Annotated in this window: 20 protein-coding genes; 2 read left to right on the top strand and 18 right to left on the bottom strand. The window is 62.8% G+C overall.

Translation table 11 applies throughout. The features are described from left to right. Positions 1-17: 17 nt before the first annotated feature. From tilS to ybgC, 8 genes are all read right to left on the bottom strand, one after another. A complete protein-coding gene (gene tilS, locus EJ075_RS12510) occupies positions 18-1,391 on the bottom strand; it encodes a tRNA lysidine(34) synthetase TilS (protein ID WP_126107323.1) in 1,374 nt (457 codons plus the stop codon). A 52-nt stretch (positions 1,392-1,443) separates the two neighbouring features. Beyond that, on the bottom strand, positions 1,444-2,529 hold the full coding sequence (gene ybgF / locus EJ075_RS12505; protein WP_126104541.1) for a tol-pal system protein YbgF: 1,086 nt from the start codon (positions 2,527-2,529) through the stop codon (positions 1,444-1,446). Positions 2,530-2,731: 202 nt separating this feature from the next. Then, a complete protein-coding gene (pal, locus tag EJ075_RS12500) occupies positions 2,732-3,238 on the bottom strand; it encodes a peptidoglycan-associated lipoprotein Pal (protein WP_095487393.1) in 507 nt (168 codons plus the stop codon). Positions 3,239-3,506: 268 nt separating this feature from the next. After that, positions 3,507-4,817 (bottom strand): Tol-Pal system beta propeller repeat protein TolB, encoded by a 1,311-nt coding sequence (gene tolB, locus EJ075_RS12495; RefSeq protein WP_126104540.1) that lies wholly within the window; start codon positions 4,815-4,817, stop codon positions 3,507-3,509. Between the two features lie 40 nt (positions 4,818-4,857). Continuing rightward, positions 4,858-6,015, bottom strand: coding sequence for an energy transducer TonB (locus EJ075_RS12490; protein WP_126104539.1), 1,158 nt, complete (start codon positions 6,013-6,015; stop codon positions 4,858-4,860). Between the two features lie 7 nt (positions 6,016-6,022). After that, a complete protein-coding gene (tolR, locus tag EJ075_RS12485) occupies positions 6,023-6,481 on the bottom strand; it encodes a protein TolR (RefSeq protein WP_095487399.1) in 459 nt (152 codons plus the stop codon). Positions 6,482-6,490: 9 nt separating this feature from the next. Next, complete coding sequence (gene tolQ / locus EJ075_RS12480) at positions 6,491-7,201, bottom strand: protein TolQ (RefSeq protein WP_095487401.1); 711 nt, start codon at positions 7,199-7,201, stop codon at positions 6,491-6,493. 293 nt (positions 7,202-7,494) lie between these two features. Next, on the bottom strand, positions 7,495-7,965 hold the full coding sequence (ybgC, locus tag EJ075_RS12475; protein WP_126104538.1) for a tol-pal system-associated acyl-CoA thioesterase: 471 nt from the start codon (positions 7,963-7,965) through the stop codon (positions 7,495-7,497). 133 nt (positions 7,966-8,098) lie between these two features. Here ybgC and EJ075_RS12470 point away from each other — a divergent pair, with 133 nt between their 5' ends. Beyond that, on the top strand, positions 8,099-9,349 hold the full coding sequence (locus EJ075_RS12470) for a cellulase family glycosylhydrolase (RefSeq protein WP_126104537.1): 1,251 nt from the start codon (positions 8,099-8,101) through the stop codon (positions 9,347-9,349). 6 nt (positions 9,350-9,355) lie between these two features. On the opposite strand, the gene EJ075_RS12465 is transcribed toward EJ075_RS12470, so the two are convergent. The 10 genes from EJ075_RS12465 to EJ075_RS12420 all read right to left on the bottom strand — a co-directional run bounded on the left by EJ075_RS12465 (position 9,356) and on the right by EJ075_RS12420 (position 16,635). Next, a complete protein-coding gene (locus tag EJ075_RS12465) occupies positions 9,356-10,264 on the bottom strand; it encodes a metallophosphoesterase (RefSeq protein WP_126104536.1) in 909 nt (302 codons plus the stop codon). A 123-nt stretch (positions 10,265-10,387) separates the two neighbouring features. After that, a complete protein-coding gene (gene ruvB / locus EJ075_RS12460; RefSeq protein ID WP_095487405.1) occupies positions 10,388-11,425 on the bottom strand; it encodes a Holliday junction branch migration DNA helicase RuvB in 1,038 nt (345 codons plus the stop codon). Positions 11,426-11,468: 43 nt separating this feature from the next. Then, positions 11,469-12,089, bottom strand: coding sequence for a Holliday junction branch migration protein RuvA (gene ruvA, locus EJ075_RS12455; RefSeq protein ID WP_095487407.1), 621 nt, complete (start codon positions 12,087-12,089; stop codon positions 11,469-11,471). A 27-nt stretch (positions 12,090-12,116) separates the two neighbouring features. Beyond that, complete coding sequence (locus EJ075_RS12450; protein ID WP_095487409.1) at positions 12,117-12,536, bottom strand: type II toxin-antitoxin system VapC family toxin; 420 nt, start codon at positions 12,534-12,536, stop codon at positions 12,117-12,119. Beyond that, on the bottom strand, positions 12,514-12,783 hold the full coding sequence (locus tag EJ075_RS12445) for an AbrB/MazE/SpoVT family DNA-binding domain-containing protein (protein ID WP_126104535.1): 270 nt from the start codon (positions 12,781-12,783) through the stop codon (positions 12,514-12,516). Before EJ075_RS12445 ends, EJ075_RS12450 begins: the two co-directional genes overlap by 23 nt. A gap of 159 nt (positions 12,784-12,942) precedes the next feature. Further along, the gene (ruvC, locus tag EJ075_RS12440) at positions 12,943-13,449 is read right to left on the bottom strand and encodes a crossover junction endodeoxyribonuclease RuvC (protein WP_126104534.1); all 507 of its coding nucleotides are present in this window, start codon (positions 13,447-13,449) and stop codon (positions 12,943-12,945) included. A 288-nt stretch (positions 13,450-13,737) separates the two neighbouring features. Further along, the gene (locus EJ075_RS12435) at positions 13,738-14,268 is read right to left on the bottom strand and encodes a DUF1465 family protein (RefSeq protein ID WP_095487415.1); all 531 of its coding nucleotides are present in this window, start codon (positions 14,266-14,268) and stop codon (positions 13,738-13,740) included. A gap of 389 nt (positions 14,269-14,657) precedes the next feature. Next, positions 14,658-15,062, bottom strand: coding sequence for a hypothetical protein (locus EJ075_RS12430; protein ID WP_126104533.1), 405 nt, complete (start codon positions 15,060-15,062; stop codon positions 14,658-14,660). Positions 15,063-15,317: 255 nt separating this feature from the next. Continuing rightward, a complete protein-coding gene (locus tag EJ075_RS12425; RefSeq protein ID WP_126104532.1) occupies positions 15,318-16,088 on the bottom strand; it encodes a sulfite exporter TauE/SafE family protein in 771 nt (256 codons plus the stop codon). A 97-nt stretch (positions 16,089-16,185) separates the two neighbouring features. Then, positions 16,186-16,635, bottom strand: a complete 450-nt coding sequence (locus tag EJ075_RS12420) for an Lrp/AsnC family transcriptional regulator (RefSeq protein ID WP_095487421.1) — start codon at positions 16,633-16,635, stop codon at positions 16,186-16,188. A gap of 133 nt (positions 16,636-16,768) precedes the next feature. Between EJ075_RS12420 and EJ075_RS12415 the strand changes: the two genes are divergently transcribed. Then, positions 16,769-17,698 (top strand): DMT family transporter, encoded by a 930-nt coding sequence (locus EJ075_RS12415; protein ID WP_126104531.1) that lies wholly within the window; start codon positions 16,769-16,771, stop codon positions 17,696-17,698. The last annotated feature ends 14 nt before the right edge of the window (positions 17,699-17,712 follow it).

The raw sequence follows: 17,712 nt of genomic DNA, 5'->3' as shown, positions 1-17,712 counted from the left end.
TAAGCTTTCGCCCATCATCAACCGGCAGTGTGGCCGCTGAAAGGCGTGGCAGGGAGGAGCGGCGCGCCGATCAGCGCGGCGACAGTTCCGGCCGGCGCCAGGTCGAAGGACGGCAGGAAGCGGGCAAAAGGTGCGACGACCGGGCATGCCGCCATTCGTGGCAAGGCCGGGCTGTCCTGCACCGGACTAAGGCTTTCGCCAAGAGATCCACTTGAGCGCCACAACGCCGGCTCGGCCGCCAGGGCCGCGCGGACAAGGCTTGGCGGCGTGCCGTCTTCGGCAATTTCCCGTTTTGCGGCACGAGCCGCGCCGAGCGGCGCGATCAAAAATGCACCTAGCTCGTCGCCCAATGTGATCCTCCGGCGGCCGTCCCAGAGAGCATCGTCCACGGCAGGAGCAGCGGGCGGCAAGTTGCGGGTTTCGCGACGCAGGAAAATGCCGGCACGCCGTGCATCGACCACCGTCCGCGACAATGTGGCGCAAAATGGCGCGGCCCTCAGCCGGTCGAGCAGCGCCTCGCTGCGCGCCTGGTCGGGCAGAAAGGCGACGCCGCCGACAGTCGCCAGCAGGATACGCAGCGCGTAGACGGCCGCCGGCTCGTCGCCGGCCGTCGCAAACCCCGGATCGAGACGGATAAGGCCATCAGCCGGCCTGCTGGCAAAGCCACGGATCAACGCGGCCGCGCGATGGCCAAGCTGTTCGCGCTCCACCGCAGCCCGCGCGGCCAGCGCCACCGCATCTGCCACGCGCTGCGCGCCATTGTCGCCGGCAAGCGCTGCGCGGATGCGCGGGCGCTCGAAAGCCTCGTCGTCATTGGTCGGGTCTTCGGCCCAGCCGACGTTCGCGCGTCGCAGGACTTCGCGCAGCGCCGCACGCCGCGTGCCGAGAAGCGGCCGAGCGATCCAGATCCGCCAGTCGTAAAGGGTTGCGGGCGCCATGCCGGCAAGGCCTCGCCCTGCCTCTCGCGGCCCCTCTTGGCGCGCGTGCCGCATCAGCACGGTCTCGGCCTGGTCGTCGGCAGTGTGGCCGGTCAGGATCAGGCCGATGCCCTCCGCCTGCGCTGCCTCGGCCAGCAGCCGGTAGCGGGCCTCTCGCGCGGCAGCCGGCAGGCCGGTCGACGGCTTGCGCCCGGACCAGACCAGAATGCGGTGGGCAATGCCGCGCGCGGCGCAAAGCCTGGCCACGGCTTGCGCTTCTGCCGCCGAGCCCGGCCGCAGATTGTGATCGATCGTCACAGCCAGCAATTTCGTTGCGGGCGCGCTGCGGTCGAGGTGATCTTTGATGAGAAGGAGAAGGGCGGTGGAGTCGCTGCCGCCGGACACGGCCGCAACAGCGCCGTTGGTAAAGTCGATCCGCGAAAAAATCGAAAGGTCAGGCTCGGTTTCGAGCATCAATGCATGTCGCCCAAAAGTGGGTCCGGGGCAACGACATGCAAGAAAAAAACTAGCACGCCGCGAGCGCCCTTTCCTGCTTGACGCGTTCCCTAAGCGCGCCGGAAACGTTGGGATACCGCTTGCCGATCTCGCCGAAAGTGGCGCAGGCCACGTCGCGCTGGTTCAATCCAACCAGCGACACGCCGAGCTTCAGCAGCATGTCGGGAGCCTTCTTGGCCTTCGGATAGTCCTTGCTGGCGGCGAGGAAAGTCTCGGCCGCGTCGCGGTATTTCTGCTGCCCGAGTAGCGACTCACCCAGCCAGTAATGCGCGTCCGCCGCCTTGGCGTCCTTGGGGAAGCGGGCGATGTGGTCGCGAAAGCCCTGTTCGGCAGTGCTGTAGTCGCCCGACAAGATGAACTGGTAGGAGTTGCGGTAAAGTTCCTCCGGGTCGTCGGTGGCAGGCAGCGCCGCAACCACCGTATTGTCGGACTTGCCAGCCTGCGTGCCGGCTTGATCGTTAGTGGCTGGGGCGGTGTTCTGCGCCGGTGCATGTGCCTGCGTGTTGCCGTCGGCGTCGACCACATTGCCGTTCTTGTCGACGGTGATGGTGCCGAACGTCTTCGGAGGCGTGCCCGGGATCACCCTGCCGGGTTCGCCAGTCGGCGATTCGACGATGACGTCCTCGCCCTGGGCGCCGGCGGGCGGTGTGCCCGTATCGGCCGGCGCATGCGTCGCCGGAGCCTCGGCGACGCTGCTGTCGGTGTTGGTGGTGGCGTCCGACTTTTTCTGCTCCGCTGGTTGCGGCGCGCCTTGCGAACCGCCTTCCAGCTGCTGGAAGCGGAACTCGTTGTCTTCCTGCTGCTTGCGGATCTGCTCCTGCATCTGCAGGACCTGGAAGTTGAGCTCCTCGATCTTGCCGTTCATTTGCCGGAGCTGCTCCTGCAGTGCGGTAGTGCCGGTGCCATCCTGTGCGAACTGAACCTGATCCGGCTTTTTCTTTTCACCGAAAATGCCGAGCGTCGGCAGGTGGAAAGAAAAACCGCCTTTCGACGGTTGTTGCTCGTTGCCGCTTGCCCCGGTACCGGCAGCAAGTGCGGCGACGCTTGATACGAGCAGCAGCGCAAGCGTGCCGCTCAAGACCGATCTGAAATGCATGTGCCTCTCGCCGTGAAATTGTTTGCCTGTTGCATGCCTTCCGATCGGAGTGGGACCGTCAGGCGCCTTGGCTCTTAGCAGGACGCAGGACTTCGGCCAAATTTTGTTTCAAGTCTCATATCCGGGTGCCGGACATGAAAAAGGCGGCCGTCGCCGCCTTTCGCACATATGTGTTGCATTTCTGCCGATCAGGAATTGCCGATCAAGAACCGGCGCCGCTGAGCGTGGTGACGGCGCGGCGGTTCTGCGACCAGCAGGAGATGTCGTCGCAAACCGCGACCGGACGCTCCTTGCCGTAGGAAATGGTCTTCAGGCGCTGGCCGGAAACACCCCTGGCGACGAGGAAGTCGCGGGTGGCGGCGGCACGGCGGGCACCGAGCGCCAAATTGTATTCGCGCGTGCCGCGCTCGTCGGCATGGCCTTCGATGACGATGGCATACTGCCCATACTGGTTCAGCCACTGCGCCTGGCGCGAAAGCGTCGTCTGCGCGTCGGCGCGGATCGAGGACGAATCCGTGTCGAAGAAGATGCGGTCGCCGATGTTGACGGTGAAGTCCTGGGCCGATCCGGGCGTTGCCGCGCCGGCGCCGCTGAGGCCGAGATCGGCGGCGCTGTTCGGGGTCTTCTTCGAGGCGCAACCGGCGATGGCGAGCGACGCCACCAGCGCGATCATCACCGGGTTTCTGGTAAGTGCTGCGATACGGCCCATGCCGCCTCTCCTTCGCAATTCGAGTGATTTCGTTGATCGTCCAGTAACCACGTTTGGGTTAACCGGCGTTCAAGAAACACGGTTAAAATTTGGTTTCGGCTGCCGTCCGCAGCCGTTTTGCCAGGGGCCGCCCAAGGGGTCCACAATGTGCGCGGACCCTAGGCGGAAATGCGGCTAAAACGCGACCAAGCCGTGGAAAGGAGTGAATTGAAGAGTTGAGGAATCCCGTTTTCTTCATCTCTTCAATTCTTCATTTCTCCAATTCCTCTCACTCGAGCAGCGGCGACCAGGCTGGATCCGACGCGAAATTCGCGGTCGGGATCGACTGTTCGTTGCGGCCGGTGAGATCGACCGAAACGAGTTTCGGACCGCCGGCTGAATCGCGGAAGAACATCAGCACCCGGCCGTTGGGCGCCCAGGTCGGCCCCTCCTGCTGGAAGCCGGTTGAAAGGATGCGCTCACCCGAACCGTCGATGCGCATGACGCCGATCTGGAATTCACCGGCGGTCTGCTTGGTGAAGGCGATCAGATCGCCGCGCGGCGACCACACCGGCGTCGAATAGACGCCGTCGCCGAAGGAGATGCGGGTCTGGCCCGAACCGTCGGCGCCCATCACATAGATCTGCGCGCGGCCGCCGCGGTCGGAAGTGAACACCACCTTGCTGCCATCAGGCGAATAGGACGGCGAGGTGTCAATGGCCGCCGAATTGGTGAGCCTGGTCGTCGAGCGGCTTCTCAAATCCATGGCGAAAATGTTGGAATTGCCGTCGTCGCGCAGCAGGCTCATGATCACCTTCTGGCCGTCGGGCGAGAAGCGCGGTGCAAAGGTCATGCCGGGAAAGTCGCCGACCAGCTCGCGCTGCCCGGTCTCGATCTGCAGCAGATAGACCTTCGGCTGGCCGCTTTCATAGGACATGTAGGTGATTTCCTGCCGGTTCGGCGAGAAACGCGGCGTCAGCACGATCGACTTGCCGTTCGACAGGTAGCGGACATTGGCGCCGTCCTGGTCCATGATGGCGAGGCGCTTCTTGCGCGCATTCTTTGCGCCCGATTCGTCGATGAAGACGACGCGCGTGTCGAAATAACCCTTCTCGCCGGTCAGCCGCTCATAGATTGCGTCGGCGATGATATGGGCGACCCGCCTTGTATTGGCGTCGTTGGCGAAGAACTGCTCGCCCGACATCTGCTGGCCGGCAAAGGTGTCCCACAGCCTGTACTGGGCGCGAACGCGTCCGTCGGCCTCCTTGCTGACGCTGCCGGTGACCAGCGCCTGGGCATTGATCACTTTCCAGTCCTCGAAGCGGGGCGTGGCATCCGGGTTCGAGATCTTTTCGATGAAGGCGCTCTTGTCGATCGGCGCGAACAGGCCAGAGCGTTTCAGGTCTGCGCTGACGATACCGGAAATCTCCGCGCCCAGCGCATCGCCACCCTGGAAATCGGTAATGGCGATCGGCAGCGGCTCGACATTGCCTTTGTTGACGTTGAGCTCAACGAGCGCCCACGCCGGCAAAGTGGCGGCGGCAGTCATGCCCAGCGCCATCGCTGCGATCATCAGGAGCGGCTTGAGGATGGATTTCATGTCTTCTCGCTTCTCTTCAATGATTTTGGGGGCGCCCAGCCTATAGGCCCAGCATCTCTCTCGGATCGAAAGTGACCCGAACGTCGGCCCAGATGTCTTGTTTGCCCGCGGGAACCTGCAGGCCGGCCACATCGCATTTCTGAACCGCGCGCACGGCACTTTCGTCGAACGGGCGGTTTCCGCTCGATTTTTCGACGGACGGCCGGCCGTCCAGCTTGCCGGAGGCATCCAGGTTGAACCGGACCACGACGATGAAATTCTCGGAACCCTCGAGCCCTGCCGGCAGTGTCCAGCAGCCGCCAAGCTGGGCCTCCAATGCCCCCTGCTCCGATCTTGAAAGCTTCTGGCCCTGATCCTTGTCGCCCCCGAGAGACGCCTGCTGGGTCGAGCGCTTGGCGCCGCCGCCGGACGGTTTCCGCTTGTCGAGCAGCGCCGAAATCTCGTCGGCGTTGAACTGCTTGTCTTCCGACTTCGGTTTGGACGAGGCTTCCTTGACCGGCTTGTCGGCGTCCTTGCGCTCCGGCGCCTTGGCGCTTTCGGCCTGGGCCGGCTGCGGCTTTGGCCGTGCCTGCGGGGCGGGCGCAGAATCCGGAAGCTGCGTCGTCTCGGTGGGCTGCTCTTTCGTTATTGCCTCGGCGACGGCGTCCGGCTTGACCTCAGGCTGCGGGTCGATGGCGGCGGTCTTGTCCTGCGGCGGCGTCGGCGCCGGCTCCTTGGCCGGTGTCGGCTTAGGCTCCGCCTGCTTGACCGGCTCCGGCTTCACCTCTTCCTTCGGCTGCGGGACCGGTGCGACCTCCGTCGCCGGAACAGGCTTGGGCTGCTCCTTCGGCTTCGGCACGTCCTCCGGCTTCGGCTTCTCTTTCGGCGTCGGCGCGGGCGGTGGCGCGGCGGCCAGATCGACCGGGTTCGGCTTGGCTTCTGGCGTTATCGGCTTGTCGGTGTCGACGCTGTTCTCGCCGACTTTCTGGGCATCGGGAACGATGTCGGGACGCTGTGTCGGCACCGGCGCCGGCTTCTCGTGCATCACAGCCTTCTTGTCGCCTTGCAGAATCTGCGCGGTCGCTTCCATCGGCACGATGTCGACCGACACCGATTCCACGTCGGACGCGGGCATGGCAGGCGGCGACGACAGCGTGAACAGCCCGAAGGCCAACGCTACCGTATGCAAGATCACCGATGTGGTGAGGCCCGTCCTCATCTTGCGTCTACTGATCCTGTTCCTGCAGCGAAACCAGGCCGATGTTCTTGTAGCCCGCGGCCGAGATGCGGGCCATCACCTTCATGGCCGTGCCATAGTCTGTCGACTTGTCGCCACGGATGAAGATGCGCTCGTCATAGCCAGTCTTCGAGATCGCCTGCAGTTTCGCCACCAACTCCTCGATCGGGATTTCGGTCTCCTGGAGGTATATCTGGCCGGCCGGATTGATCGAGACGGTGATCGGCTGCGTATCGACGTTCATCGCCTTGGCCTGCGTGTCCGGCAGGTCGATCGGCACGCCAACCGTCAGCAATGGCGCGGCGACCATGAAGATGATCAGCAGCACCAGCATCACGTCGACCATCGGCGTGACGTTGATTTCCGATATCATCGCGTGATGGCGGCCGCGCCGCCTGTGGCCACGACCACCGCGTCCACCACCACCCGCGCCTACAGACATTCCCATGATTGTTCCTCAGGTCTTCTGCGCGACTTTTTCATCGATTTGGCGCGAGAGTATGGCGGAGAACTCGTCCGCGAACCCCTCCATGCGCACCGCTATCTTGCTCGCGTCCGACGACAGCTTGTTGTAGGCGATGACGGCGGGGATGGCCGCGAGCAGGCCGATGGCGGTGGCCAGCAGCGCTTCGGCAATGCCGGGCGCGACCACCGCCAGGCTGGTATTCTTGGATGCGGCGATCGCCTGGAACGAGGTCATGATGCCGATGACGGTACCGAACAGGCCGATGAAGGGCGCTGCCGAGCCGGTGGTGGCGAGAAAGCCAAGCCGTCCTTCCAGCTTTTCCATTTCGCGGGTCAGCGCTAGGTCCATCGCCTTGTCGATGCGGTTCTGCAGGCCAAGCGGCGATTTCGCGCCCTTCTCGAAGCTCTTCTTCCATTCGCGCATGGCGGCGACGAAAATGGCGCCCATGCCGGTGGTCTTGCGATCTGCGAGCGTGCGATAAAGCTCTTCCAGCGATTGCCCCGACCAGAACACCTGTTCGAAGCGATTGAGCGCGAGCCGCATGCGGCCATAGGCGACGAGCTTGTCGACGATGATCGCCCAGGTCCAGATCGAGGCGCAGAGCAGCCCGATCATGACCAGCTTGACCACCCAGCCGGCCTGCATGAACAGCGCCCAAATCGACAAATGCGCGCCCGGTTCGGCGAGTGCGATATTTTCCATGGTTACGTCCTTAAGATTTTCCGGGCACGGCTGGCGGCTGGCCCATGGGCATCCCTTGTGGTCCGTTCGCGCAAAGCTTCCGGAATAACCCCAAAATGCACCGTTGGCGGCCTTTTCGGGGCAAATGTTGGTGAAAGGAAGGCGCTGGATTCCTCCAATCTTCACCACTCTCTTCATGAACCGTTATGGTTAAGGATGGGTTAGGACGTACAGCGCGGCGCATTGCCGCGCCTTGGGCGAGCCGCCAGCCATCGTCAGCGGAGCATCGGCGTCGGTAATTTGCCGATTTGAACTTATCGATTTGTGGGCATGAAGGCCGCGATCCATTCCTTCGGAAAACGTCTTGGCCGGCCATTCTCGCCGATGATCGCCGCCTCGACCCGCGCCTCGACCAGCACCTCGCCACCGCGCTTCAGCTGCTGCGCCATGAAGATGCGGGCGCCCGAAATGTCCTCGGTGCGCGTCTCGATGGTCAGGATGTCGTCCATGCGGGCGGACCCGCGAAAGTCGATCTCCATGCGCCGCACCACCCAGACTATTCTTTCGCCATGCTTGCCGTTGGCGAGCTCGGTGTGATGGACGCCGGCAAGCCTGAGATAATCGGAACGGCCACGCTCGAAGAATTCGAGATAGCGCGCGTGGTAGACGACGCCGGAGAAATCGGTGTCGGCATAATAGACCCGCGCCATCAGCCGGTGGCCGAATTCCGTCAGCGCGCCGGAAAGCCCGGCGCCGAGCGCCGCCGATTCACCATGATCGTCCATCGCGCTTTCCTTTTTGGGCCTGACCGGGCACCTAAAGCGCGACGCGCTTTAGGTAGTTGTTTCCGTGCGTGTCGTTGTCCCAAAGCCGCTACACACTTTTGGGCGACACTCATTAGCTTGGCGCATGAACCCGATGGCACTGTTGACGGCGATGATCAAGACCTTGATGGCGGCGCTGCTTGTGCTGACCGCGCTGGCGCTGCCGGGCCAGGCGGCGAGCTTTTCGGTGAAGCGCGGCCTCAATCTCGACCAATGGACGACTTGGCCGAGCGAGGACAAATGGGGCGACCGGCAGGCAATCCTGCCCTATCCGGAATGGCGCAAGTTCCTTGGCGATGATGGCCTCGAGGCGCTGAAGGGCGCCGGCTTCGATTTCCTGCGCATGCCGGTCGATCCGTCGCCGTTCCTGTCGGACGAGACGGCGGCGCTGCGCGACGAACTCTATGCCAGCGTGCTGGACTCGGTGCGGATGATCAATCGCGCCGGCTTGAAGGTGATCGTCGACATGCATCTGATCCCCAGCGGCAGCAGCCGCAAGATCGGCATGGGCGAGGTGATGGACGAGCCGAAAACCTTCGAAGCCTATGTCGAAATGGTGCGCAAGATGGCGCGCACGCTGGCCGATGAGGATCCGCGCCAAGTCGCCTTCGAGCCGATGAATGAGCCGGTCGTCGACTGCGACAGCGACGTCACCAGCCTCTGGCCGGAGCGCCAGCAGAAACTGTTCGCGGCTGCGCGTTCGTCGGCCACCAAGCTCACCCTGATCCTGACCGGCGCCTGCTATTCCAATGCGGCATCGCTGGCAAAGATCGATCCGAAGGCGATCCCCGACGACAACATCATCTGGACCTTTCACTCCTACGAGCCGTTCCTGCTGACCCACCAGGGCGCGACCTGGGCCGGCGACTTCATCCCCTACGTGACCGGCCTGCCCTATCCGCTCAGCGCCGTCCCGCGCGCCCAGCTGGATGCTACGCTCGATACGATCCGGGCAAGGATCAAGGCCGAGGCGCCATGGGCGCGGCAGAGCGGTCTGCTTGCCTATCTCGACGAGCAGGTCGCCAGCATGGACACGGATGAGAAGCTGCTCGCTGTCATGGACACGCCGTTCAAGACTATCGAAGCCTGGGCGAAGGCCAATGGGATAAAACCGGAGAACATCACGCTCGGCGAGTTCGGCATGATCCTCCAGGAATACGGCAATGCCTATGTGATGCCGGCCAAATACCGCGCCGCTTATGTCAGGGACATGGTCGCGCGCGCCGAAGCTCATGGCTTCTCTTGGTCGGTCTGGAGCTATGGCGGCGCCTTCGGCATCGTCGACGCTTTTGACAGAGAAAAAGCCGAGCCGGATGTGATGGAGATGATCAAGTCGCTTCATTGAAGCGGTTCAGGCTGAACCCAGTTCGATCGAAAGAATCTCTGGGCGCACCCCAAAACGCACCGGCAGGATGCTGAAGCCGAGCCCTCCGGAGACGATCAGGTTGCGGCTCTCCTCCACGACATGGCCATAGGCAAAACGGTTGCCGAAGCGGGATGGCACGACCGGAGAATAGCCGAGCAACCGCACCTGTCCGCCATGGGTATGGCCTGAAAGAGTCAACGAAACCCGTGACGGGACCTTCGGGAATATATCCGGCTCATGCGCGAGCAGGATAACGGGAGCCTTGTCGCTCACCTTTGCCAGCGTGCCATGCAGGTCGTCCAGTCCTTTGAATCTGCTACGGCCCCAGGCTTTGCCCGGCCGCAGCGCAAGTTGGTCCGCAAGCCCGGCGACCCAGAAGCCATGCCCGTCCTTTTCAAGGCGGACGACATCGTTTTCTAAGACCGGGATACCGGCGCTCTCGAGCGCCCTGCGCGCCACCGTCGGCCCGAACCCGGCCTTTTGCGCGGAAAGGTCCTCCCACCAGTCATGATTGCCGAGGATCGACCACACGCCGAGCGGCGCCTTCAAATCGGACAAGGCCGGCGCCCATTCAGAGGAATCCACCCAGTCCGTCACCAGGCGCGTGCCGGATGCATAGTCGCCAAGCAGGACAATCAGATCCGGCTGCAGGGTGTTCGCCCGTTCGGCAAGCGACCTGATCCGCTCCGGCGTCATCCATGGCCGGCAAGCATGAATATCGGCGAGAGCGACAACGCGAAGCCGCAATCCTGCAGGCCAGTTTGGCGGCGTCAATGAATAGCGCTTTACATGCGTCAGCAACATCGGCTCCAGGCCAACCGCATAAGCGCTGAGCGACACGGCGGATAAGAACGAACCGCCGATGAGGCGCAGGAAGCCACGTCTGGTGATCATCGCTCAGCTCCGTCGTTCGTGGGATCGACGGTCCCACAGCGCGAGGCGTTAGAGCCCGCAAATGCGCCGGCAAGCTGACCGGGATTAGGAGATTTTGCGCAGGAACGAAGGGCCGCGCGGACGCTACTCTTCCTGGAACAGGCTGATCTGCTGCTGCGCAAGGTCCTTCGGCGCGTCGAGGCCGAGATGCCGCCAGGCATTGGCGGTCAGCACGCGGCCGCGCGGCGTGCGCTGAATAAAACCCTGCTGGATCAGATAGGGCTCTATGATGTCCTCGATGGCATCGCGCGGCTCGGAGAGCCCTGCAGCGATGGTCTCGATGCCGACAGGCCCGCCGCCAAAATTCCGCGCGATCATCGAGAGATAGCGGCGGTCGAGCGCGTCGAGGCCGAGTGCATCGACCTCGAGCCGCGTCAGCGCCTCGTCGGCGATCTGGCGATCGACATGACCGTCGCCGGCGACGGAGGCAAAATCGCGCACGCGGCGCAACAGCCGGCCGGCGATGCGCGGCGTGCCGCGCGCCCGCCGCGCGATCTCCAGCGCGCCATCGTCGCCGAGCGGCATGGCAAGGATGCGGGCGCCGCGCCGCACGATCTGCTCCAGTTCCTCGACCGAGTAGAAATTGAGACGAACCGGAATGCCAAAACGGTCGCGCAGCGGATTGGTCAAAAGACCGAGCCGGGTGGTTGCGGCGACCAAGGTGAAGCGGGCAAGATCGATCTTGACCGAGCGCGCCGCCGGCCCTTCGCCGATGATCAGGTCGAGCTGGAAATCCTCCATCGCCGGATAGAGGATTTCCTCGACCGCCGGATTGAGCCGATGGATCTCGTCGATGAACAGCACGTCGCGATCTTCGAGATTGGTGAGCAGCGCTGCGAGATCCCCAGCCTTGGCGATGACCGGACCGGAGGTCGAGCGGAAATTGACGCCGAGCTCGCGCGCCATGATCTGCGCCAGCGTCGTCTTGCCGAGGCCGGGCGGGCCGACGAACAGCACGTGGTCGAGCGCCTCGCTGCGGCCCTTGGCGGCCTCGATGAACACTTTGAGATTGGCCCGCACCGCCGCCTGGCCGACGAACTCGCCGAGCGTCTGCGGCCGCAAGGTCTGCTCGGCATCCTCGCCGCGCTTGTCGGGAGCAATGAGGCGTGGCGAAAGGCTCATGCCGCCTTCCTTGCACAGGGCAGGGAGCTGGACAAGCGTAGACTCACCGCGCCAGTTCCTTCAGCCCGAAGCGGATCAGCTTCGACGCATCCGCGTCCCCACCGGCGCTTTTCAGCGCTGCCGCCACCGCATTGGCGGCGGTATCGCGCGAATAGCCGAGATTGACCAGCGCCGAGACGGCGTCGGTGATCGGCGCCGGCGCGACGCCTTCGCCGAGCTCCTGCTTCAGGCCGATGGTGCCGGAGGCAGTGCCCGCGTAGGCCGGCGCCTTATTCTTCAGTTCGGTGACGATGCGCTCGGCCACCTTTTTGCCAACGCCCGGCGCGCGGCTAACCATGGCAATATCACGTAGCGCGATGGCATTGGCGAGATCGGCCGGCGCCAGCGTCGACAGGATGGCCAGCGCCACCTTGGCGCCGACGCCCTGCACATTGCTCATCAACAGCCGGAACCACTCGCGCTCGAGCACCGACTGGAAACCGTAGAGCCGCAGCATGTCCTCGCGCACATAGGTCTCGATGAACAGCACCACCGCCTCGCCGGGTGCCGGCAAAGCGGCAAGCGTGCGCGCCGAGCAGTGGGCGACATAGCCGACGCCGTGCACATCGACGATGCAGAAATCCTCGTCGATCTCGTCCAGCGTGCCTCTGAGCTTGCCGATCATGCCAAGGCTCTCATGGATGCAAGGCCCTCATGGATAGGTTTCCGGAGACATGATGTCGAGGTCCGGGAAGTAGCTGCGATAGCGCGCGGCATCGCGTGTCAGCAGACGATGTCCCGCAACGACGGCGTGGGCTCCAATAAAGAAATCCGGCAGCGTTCGTTCGCGGAGCCCCCCTGCGCGGCGATAGCGGGAATGCGTGACGCCGGCAAGGAACGCCGCTTCCCATGGCAAGAGTTCGCGATCCATCTTGAGCGTCTCGACTGCTTTACGAAGTGCGGCTTCCGTCGCTATCAGCGGCGCGAGTTCGGACCAGACGATTGTGTTGATAACGAGTGCGCCATCGCGCCGGCATGCGGTGATCGCCGACGCCGACCACTTCGTCTCCCGTCCGGCAGGACCCCAAACGTCGATCAGGACATTTGTGTCAATCAATGTCGAGATCTTCACGTGGACCCCTCAGCCACTCGATGTACTCGTCTGCCGTCATCCCTCCCAGATCCAGCGTGCCGGCCATCTGATCGAGCAGCCGGCTGAAGCTACGGGAAGCCTCCTCTTCGGAAATGTTTTCGTTGACCGCAACGACACGAACTCCATCGTCAGTGGGCAAGAACTCCACCTCCGAGCCTGGGCCGATGCCCAGGCGATCCCGTATCTCTTTCGGGATCGTCACCTGTCCTTTGGTTGTCACCCGCATGGTAATACCTCTCAGGTATTACTTATTGCCAACCCTGAGAACAAGTCAAGAACAAACTTATCGTATCGTTCCGAAATCGGAATCGATTTTCGGAAAGCACGATGCGTAGATTCAAAGTGCTAGAACGTGCTTTGTGCGTCCAAATGGACGCTCGTCGCTCTAGGCGAGCGCCATCCTATAGGCAACACTCTGCCGGTGATGCGCATGGCAGATGGCAATGGCCAGCGCGTCGGCGGCATCGTCGGTATCGAAAGTCGCCTTCGGCATCAGCACCTTGACCATCATGTGGATCTGCTTCTTGTCGCCATGACCGACGCCGATCACCGCCTTCTTGACGGCGTTGGGCGCATATTCGGCAACGACCAGGCCTGCCCGCGCCGGCACCAGCATGGCGATGCCGCGCGCTTGGCCGAGCTTCAGCGTCGCTGCCGCATCCTTGTTGACGAAAGTCTGCTCGACCGCCGCCTCGTGCGGCATGGCGGCATGCAGGATCTCGGCGAGCCCATCATGCAACTGGCAAAGACGCGTCGCCAGCGCCGCCTTGTCGTCGGAACGCACGGTGCCGGAGGCGACGAAGCGCAGCGAATTGCCGAGGCTCTCGACGATGCCCCAGCCGGTGCGCCTCAGCCCCGGATCAATGCCGATGATGCGAATCGCTTCCCCCATCCGCCAAGTCTACCCCTAGCGGACAGCGATGCCAGCGAAATGTGAACAAACCAGAAACAGGTCCGCTACGTCCCCAGGAGAGCCCCTAAGAGACTGTTTCGAAAGTCGCTCCGGCGCGTCATATGGTGGCGGTTTCGAGAACCGGAGCGCAGCGGACATTTGGGTCCGTGAGCCCGCGCATGACCCCGAAAATCGGAAAGATTTCGGAAAGGATCATGCGCAAAATCAAAAGCGCTACAGCGTCGCGTCCAAAGGACGAGCGGCGCTGTAGAGTTTCCAAACAGTCTCTTAGCCGCGGGCGAAAGCCGTGTTGAGCAGCGTGATCTGATCGGAAACCGGATTGACGCGGCGGCCGGATGGCGACACGTCAGGCACGGCGCCGCCGTAGATTTCCTCGTCCATGCGACGCACCAGCGCCTGCAGGCGCAGCGAACGGTTGATGAGGTCAAGAAAATCCTTGGGCAATTCGACCCAGCCTGCGGCATCGTTGTTGGCGGAAGCGGTGTCGAGACGCACCTTGGATTTTTCGGAAGCAACCTGATCGCGGGTCATCTCTCCGGAATTCGCCGCACGCTGCAAGAGCAGCCAGGAAGCGACCTGCATCAGCCTTGTGGTCAGTCGCATCGACTCGGCCGCATAGAGCGTCGCCGCCAGCCTGGACAATTTCTTCGCCTCGGCCCGGCCCTTGCCGTCCAGATATTCGGCCGCCTGCTCGACCAGGCCCATGCCTTCCTGGTAGAGCGGCTTGAAGGATTGGGAGAAAACCCGGCGCTCCGCCAGCTTGATGGTTTTCGCGCTTCCCTTCGAAGTCTCGTTCATCGATACGCCCTGCACTTGCCTTACAGCCGGCCGAATCGGCGTCATCGCCGTCACGTCCTGCACCCTATATGACCGAGGCTTGAAAATGCGCTTCGGAGCGGGTGAAGGCAAGCACATGTTTAACAAACGGTTAACGGCGGCGCAGACGCCCGGGCAATCCGGATTGCGGGCAAAAAAAGAGCCGCGGATAAGGCGGCTCTCAGGAGTTTAACAGGGAGGCGTCAAACAAAGTGGCTCCAACCACTCGGTAAGAATCCAGATCACTGGATGCACATAGTAAACGCCTGTAAAGCTTAATGAAGCCTTAACGGCGCGGATATTTTTTGAGCTAGCGCCGCCCGCCTGTGCCGTAACAGCACATGCTCAGGCCCGGGCTCAACCCTTTGGGCTCAGGCCTTTTGCGCCTCAGGAAGCCGCTCGGCTTTCCAAACCACCGGCAGTGCGATGTAGGCAAACAGCAGCAATCCCGCGTAAAAGCCCATCGAGGACGTTGCCACCAGTGGCTCGATCGCCGGGTTTCCGCCAAGCATGATGTAAAGGCCGATCAACAGGCCGATGCCACTGATTGCCGTCAACCAGAAATGGACAGTAGCGAGCGTCTTTTGCCCGACTGCCGGAAACAGATGGTAAAAGAAGGCGAACACCGCCGACATCAGCCATCCGGCCACCATGATGTGGGCGTGGGTCGGCATCTGCGCATGGTCTTTGCTGATCGCCATCTCAAGGCCAAGCGCCATCCCGAACATCGCGTAGATGACGGCCAGCGTGAAGAAATTTCGTGCTACCTTTTGCATAGTATCCCCCGATTTGCCTTTTCCCGTTATGGGAATGGGTTGAATTCAGGCGGTCGACCCGCCACCGGGGTCCCCGGCATCGGCGCATTAGCATCGGCAATGTTTCTGGACGATGTCGCGTGGCGCCCGACCCTTCCCGGCGCTGTCAGAATAGCAGAAAACAGCGTGACGCGCTTGCGCAATCGTTGAACGATGCCGGTGCCGAGTGCCGCCCGAACTTTGCCGTGAAGCTGACGGCAACTCGGCCACGGCGATCTATAGAAGGCCGGCGATCCCGTCCCACAGAAGCTTGACCGCGACGACCGCCACGGTCGCGTAGGTGAAGGGGTAGAACAGTTCCGGCCGCATCCGCCGCACCAGCCAGGCGCCGGCGATGGTCGAAAGCGGCGCCAGCGGTACCAGAACCGCCGACGCGGTCAGGTTGGTGGTGTCGAACTGTCCGAGCGCGAAATAGGGGATGAGCTTCAAAGCATTGGTGGCGGCAAAGAAGATTGCGGCGGTGCCCGACAGCACTTTCGGATCGAGCCGGATCGGCAGCGCATACACTTGGAATGGTGGGCCGCCGACATGGGCGACGAAGCTGGTGAAGCCGGCGACCGTCCCCCAGAAAGCGGCAGCGGCGCGGTTGGGCTCGGCTGAGTGGTTTGCACCGTGCCGCATCTGTAGATAGACCCAGCGAAGCACGAAGATAATCGCCACGGCGCCGACGATCAGCCGCACCATTTCCGCTGTCACCAGCGCCGCGGTCAGCCAGCCGAGGCCGATGCCGATCACCGCGCCTGGCATCATGTCTATAAGCATCTTGCGGTCGTAGACACGCCACCATGTCCACACCGAGACGATGTCCATCAGGCACAGTATAGGCAGCAGGATGGCGGCGGCCTGCACCGGCGGCATGGCCAGCGCCATCAGCGGCACGCCGACGAAGCCGACCGCACCGCCAAAGCCGCCCTTGGACAGACCGACCAGGATGACGGCTGGAATGGCGGCGGCATAGAACCACGGATCGAGAAGCAGGCCTGACATCGGAGGGGAGCAGTTGGAGGGAAGGTCGGGCTCTGGAATAGACCAGAAATGGTCACGCCGCGACCGCAAAATATGTACGCGATGCCACCGGAGCCTGTCAGATGTTTGGCATGTCGAGCGGTGGCGGGCGCCTCCGGATCGGCTGCGCCTTGATGATGGCTGTGCTGGTTTCGGCCTTGTCGGCGATACGGTCGAGGAGCTTGTCGAGATCGCCGATCGAGCGCACGAACAGCCGGGCAACAAAGCAATCGTCGCCCGTCACCTTGTCGCATTCGCCAAACTCCGGGATCTCCTCGATCAGCTTCTGGACGATATGCAGCTTGCCCGGCAAGGGCCGGATGCGAACGATCGCCTGCAAGGTGTAGCCGAGCGCTTGGGGATCGATCTCGACGGTGAAAGCCCTGATAACGCCGCGATCCTCGAGACGTCGGAGCCGCTCCGAAACGCTTGGCGACGACAACCCGACCTGCTGGGCCAACTCCTTCAGCGAGGTTCGTGAATCCCGGATCAGGATGTCGAGAAGCTTTTTGTCCAGGTCGTCCAGCATTTTACGATCCTCAATCGAAAACGAGATTTGCCTCACTTAATTAGGCAAAGCAGGGATAACACCTTCTGCAAATCATGGAAAGCGCCGGAACCATGTGAGATTATCAAGTCTCAACAGATCTCAGGGGTATTTCATGGACAGCACGGTGCGTGGCACGATCGAAATGACGGCCGCAATGACGATCCTGGGCACGATCGGATGGTTCGTCGTCATGTCGGGCCAGCCCATCATGGACGTCGTCTTCTGGCGCTGTGCCTTCGGCGCGATAACGCTGCTGATCATCTGCGCTGCCTTGGGGCTGCTGCGCGGCAGGCTGTCACTGCGCATCGTGGCGATCGCGGCTCTGGGGGGTGCTGCCATCGTCGTCAACTGGCTGCTCCTGTTCAGCTCGTTTTCCCGCGCCTCGATCTCGATCGCCACGGCTGTCTACAACACGCAGCCCTTCATGCTGGTCGGCTTTGGCGCGCTCTTCTTCTCAGAGCGGCTGACCATGACAAAGCTGGCCTGGCTTGGCATCGCCTTTGCCGGCATGCTGCTGATCGTGCAAGGCTCGCCTGATGCCGGCTCCGATGCAGGCCCCAATACAGGTAATGTCGGCACGGATTATTTTACCGGTATCGCGATGGCGCTGGGTGCGGCTTTCTTCTGGGCCGTCGCCGCCATCGTCACCAAGAAGCTCAAAGGCACGCCACCGCACCTGATCGCCCTGATCCAGGTCTGCGTCGGCGTCGTCATGCTGGCACCCTTCGCCAATTTTTCCCAACTTCCCGCCGATGCGTGGAGCTGGAGCATGCTGGCGACGCTTGGCGTCGTCCATACCGGTCTGATGTACATCCTGATGTACGGCGCCATTCAGAAACTGCCGACGCATCTGCAGGGGTCGCTGTCCTTCATCTACCCCGTGGTCGCGATCCTGGTCGATGTCGTCGCCTTCGGCCACCGGCTGCATCCGGCCCAGATCGTCGGCGCCGCCGCCATCCTGATCGCCGCCGCCGGCATGAATCTTGGCTGGACGCTGTGGAAATCGAAGACCCCAGCCGGGAGCACTCAGGCAATCAAGTGAGGCAAGAACGTCGC

This window comes from Mesorhizobium sp. M6A.T.Cr.TU.016.01.1.1 (genome assembly GCF_003952585.1).
Taxonomy (GTDB): Bacteria; Pseudomonadota; Alphaproteobacteria; order Rhizobiales; family Rhizobiaceae; genus Mesorhizobium; species Mesorhizobium mediterraneum.
The sequence above is the reverse complement of the archived record's forward strand: the minus strand, read 5'-3'. Positions and strand labels throughout refer to the sequence as shown.

Bases quoted from the DNA above. Each gene is read 5' to 3' on its own strand.
- tilS (WP_126107323.1), bottom strand. From the start codon at position 1,391: ATGCTCGAAACCGAGCCTGACCTTTCGATTTTTTCGCGGATCGACTTT.
- ybgF (WP_126104541.1), bottom strand. From the start codon at position 2,529: ATGCATTTCAGATCGGTCTTGAGCGGCACGCTTGCGCTGCTGCTCGTA.
- pal (WP_095487393.1), bottom strand. From the start codon at position 3,238: ATGGGCCGTATCGCAGCACTTACCAGAAACCCGGTGATGATCGCGCTG.
- tolB (WP_126104540.1), bottom strand. From the start codon at position 4,817: ATGAAATCCATCCTCAAGCCGCTCCTGATGATCGCAGCGATGGCGCTG.
- EJ075_RS12490 (WP_126104539.1), bottom strand. From the start codon at position 6,015: ATGAGGACGGGCCTCACCACATCGGTGATCTTGCATACGGTAGCGTTG.
- tolR (WP_095487399.1), bottom strand. From the start codon at position 6,481: ATGGGAATGTCTGTAGGCGCGGGTGGTGGTGGACGCGGTGGTCGTGGC.
- tolQ (WP_095487401.1), bottom strand. From the start codon at position 7,201: ATGGAAAATATCGCACTCGCCGAACCGGGCGCGCATTTGTCGATTTGG.
- ybgC (WP_126104538.1), bottom strand. From the start codon at position 7,965: ATGGACGATCATGGTGAATCGGCGGCGCTCGGCGCCGGGCTTTCCGGC.
- EJ075_RS12470 (WP_126104537.1), top strand. From the start codon at position 8,099: ATGGCACTGTTGACGGCGATGATCAAGACCTTGATGGCGGCGCTGCTT.
- EJ075_RS12465 (WP_126104536.1), bottom strand. From the start codon at position 10,264: ATGATCACCAGACGTGGCTTCCTGCGCCTCATCGGCGGTTCGTTCTTA.
- ruvB (WP_095487405.1), bottom strand. From the start codon at position 11,425: ATGAGCCTTTCGCCACGCCTCATTGCTCCCGACAAGCGCGGCGAGGAT.
- ruvA (WP_095487407.1), bottom strand. From the start codon at position 12,089: ATGATCGGCAAGCTCAGAGGCACGCTGGACGAGATCGACGAGGATTTC.
- EJ075_RS12445 (WP_126104535.1), bottom strand. From the start codon at position 12,783: ATGCGGGTGACAACCAAAGGACAGGTGACGATCCCGAAAGAGATACGG.
- ruvC (WP_126104534.1), bottom strand. From the start codon at position 13,449: ATGGGGGAAGCGATTCGCATCATCGGCATTGATCCGGGGCTGAGGCGC.
- EJ075_RS12435 (WP_095487415.1), bottom strand. From the start codon at position 14,268: ATGAACGAGACTTCGAAGGGAAGCGCGAAAACCATCAAGCTGGCGGAG.
- EJ075_RS12430 (WP_126104533.1), bottom strand. From the start codon at position 15,062: ATGCAAAAGGTAGCACGAAATTTCTTCACGCTGGCCGTCATCTACGCG.
- EJ075_RS12425 (WP_126104532.1), bottom strand. From the start codon at position 16,088: ATGTCAGGCCTGCTTCTCGATCCGTGGTTCTATGCCGCCGCCATTCCA.
- EJ075_RS12420 (WP_095487421.1), bottom strand. From the start codon at position 16,635: ATGCTGGACGACCTGGACAAAAAGCTTCTCGACATCCTGATCCGGGAT.
- EJ075_RS12415 (WP_126104531.1), top strand. From the start codon at position 16,769: ATGGACAGCACGGTGCGTGGCACGATCGAAATGACGGCCGCAATGACG.